This is a genomic window from Kurthia senegalensis (assembly GCF_000285595.1).
GTDB classification, from domain to species: Bacteria; Bacillota; Bacilli; order Bacillales_A; family Planococcaceae; genus Kurthia; species Kurthia senegalensis.
Genome location: NZ_HE611079.1, coordinates 1 through 2,913, shown reverse-complemented (window position 1 = coordinate 2,913; position 2,913 = coordinate 1). Strand labels below are relative to the sequence as shown.

Sequence of the window (2,913 nt, the reverse complement as noted above, 5' to 3'; positions counted from 1 at the left end):
GTCTTTCAGGGGTCTTACTTACTTGCGTAATGGGAAATCTCATCTTGAGGGGGGCTTCATGCTTAGATGCTTTCAGCACTTATCCCGTCCATACATAGCTACCCAGCAATGCCTTTGGCAAGACAACTGGTACACCAGCGGTATGTCCATCCCGGTCCTCTCGTACTAAGGACAGCTCCTCTCAAATTTCCTACGCCCACGACGGATAGGGACCGAACTGTCTCACGACGTTCTGAACCCAGCTCGCGTACCGCTTTAATGGGCGAACAGCCCAACCCTTGGGACCGACTACAGCCCCAGGATGCGATGAGCCGACATCGAGGTGCCAAACCTCCCCGTCGATGTGGACTCTTGGGGGAGATAAGCCTGTTATCCCCAGGGTAGCTTTTATCCGTTGAGCGATGGCCCTTCCATGCGGAACCACCGGATCACTAAGCCCGTCTTTCGACCCTGCTCGACTTGTAGGTCTCGCAGTCAAGCTCCCTTGTGCCTTTACACTCTGCGAATGATTTCCAACCATTCTGAGGGAACCTTTGGGCGCCTCCGTTACACTTTAGGAGGCGACCGCCCCAGTCAAACTGTCTGCCTGACACTGTCTCCCACCCCGATGAGGGGTGCGGGTTAGAAGTTCAATACATTTAGGGTAGTATCCCAACAACGCCTCCACCGAAACTGGCGTTCCGGTCTCTCAGGCTCCTACCTATCCTGTACAAAATGTATCAAAATTCAATATCAAGCTACAGTAAAGCTCCATGGGGTCTTTCCGTCCTGTCGCGGGTAACCTGCATCTTCACAGGTACTATAATTTCACCGAGTCTCTCGTTGAGACAGTGCCCAAATCGTTACGCCTTTCGTGCGGGTCGGAACTTACCCGACAAGGAATTTCGCTACCTTAGGACCGTTATAGTTACGGCCGCCGTTTACTGGGGCTTCAATTCTCAGCTTCGCTTGCGCTAACCAATCCTCTTAACCTTCCAGCACCGGGCAGGCGTCAGCCCCTATACATCACCTTACGGTTTAGCAGAGACCTGTGTTTTTGATAAACAGTCGCTTGGGCCTATTCACTGCGGCTCTCTCGGGCTTGCACCCTACCAGAGCACCCCTTATCCCTAAGTTACGGGGTCATTTTGCCGAGTTCCTTAACGAGAGTTCTCTCGCTCACCTTAGGATTCTCTCCTCGACTACCTGTGTCGGTTTGCGGTACGGGCACCTCTCACCTCGCTAGAGGCTTTTCTTGGCAGTGTGAAATCAGGAACTTCGTTCTAAAGAACTTCGTCATCACAGCTCAATGTTAAAGAATGCGGATTTGCCTACATTCACACCTTACTGCTTGAACGTGCATAACCAACAGCACGCTTACCCTATCCTACTGCGTCCCCCCATTACTCAAATGGTGAGGAGGTGGTACAGGAATATCAACCTGTTATCCATCGCCTACGCCTATCGGCCTCGGCTTAGGTCCCGACTAACCCTGAGCGGACGAGCCTTCCTCAGGAAACCTTAGTCATTCGGTGGATGAGATTCTCACTCATCTTTCGCTACTCATACCGGCATTCTCACTTCTAAATGCTCCACCAGTCCTCTCGGTCTGACTTCACAGCGTTTAGAACGCTCTCCTACCACGGACATCTGAGATGTCCATCCACAGCTTCGGTGAATCGTTTAGCCCCGATACATTTTCGGCGCAGCGTCACTCGACCAGTGAGCTATTACGCACTCTTTAAATGATGGCTGCTTCTGAGCCAACATCCTGGTTGTCTAAGCAACGTCACATCCTTTTCCACTTAACGATTACTTTGGGACCTTAGCTGGTGGTCTGGGCTGTTTCCCTTTTGACTACGGATCTTATCACTCGCAGTCTGACTCCCGCGTATAAATCATTGGCATTCGGAGTTTGTCTGAATTCGGTAATCCGGGATGGACCCCTAGTCCAAACAGTGCTCTACCTCCAAGATTCTTAGCCGCGAGGCTAGCCCTAAAGCTATTTCGGAGAGAACCAGCTATTTCCAGGTTCGATTGGAATTTCTCCGCTACCCACACCTCATCCCCGCACTTTTCAACGTACGTGGGTTCGGGCCTCCAGTGAGTGTTACCTCACCTTCACCCTGGACATGGGTAGATCACCTGGTTTCGGGTCTACAACCACATACTCATTCGCCCTATTCAGACTCGCTTTCGCTACGGCTCCGCCTTATCAGCTTAACCTTGCATGGGATCGTAACTCGCCGGTTCATTCTACAAAAGGCACGCTATCACCCATTAACGGGCTCTAACTACTTGTAGGCACATGGTTTCAGGATCTCTTTCACTCCCCTTCCGGGGTGCTTTTCACCTTTCCCTCACGGTACTGGTTCACTATCGGTCACTAGAGAGTATTTAGCCTTGGGAGATGGTCCTCCCAGATTCCGACGGAATTTCACGTGTTCCGCCGTACTCAGGATCCACTCTGGAGAGAATGCACTTTCAACTACAGGACTGTTACCTTCTTTGGTGGGCCTTTCCATGCCGCTTCATTTAACACATTCCTTTGTAACTCCGTATAGAGTGTCCTACAACCCCAAGAAGCAAGCTTCTTGGTTTGGGCTCTTCCCGTTTCGCTCGCCGCTACTAAGGGAATCGATTTTTCTTTCTCTTCCTTCAGGTACTTAGATGTTTCAGTTCCCTGAGTCTGCCATCATCACGCTATGAATTCACGTGTAGATAATACCCTATTAAAGGTATTGGGTTCCCCCATTCGGAAATCTCCGGATCAAAGCTTACTTACAGCTCCCCGAAGCATATCGGTGTTAGTGCCGTCCTTCATCGGCTTCTAGTGCCAAGGCATCCGCCATGCGCCCTTAATAACTTAACCTAAGTTATTAAGCCTAAAAAATTAAAACTTAATTTAAATCAAAATCTTAAAAAAGAAATTTG

The 2,913-nt window shown here is 50.2% G+C and carries 1 rRNA gene; it reads right to left on the bottom strand.

From position 1 onward, the window contains the following. Positions 1–2,851, bottom strand: a 23S ribosomal RNA gene (locus KSHG_RS15450); the annotation flags it as partial. Positions 2,852–2,913: the final 62 nt, after the last annotated feature.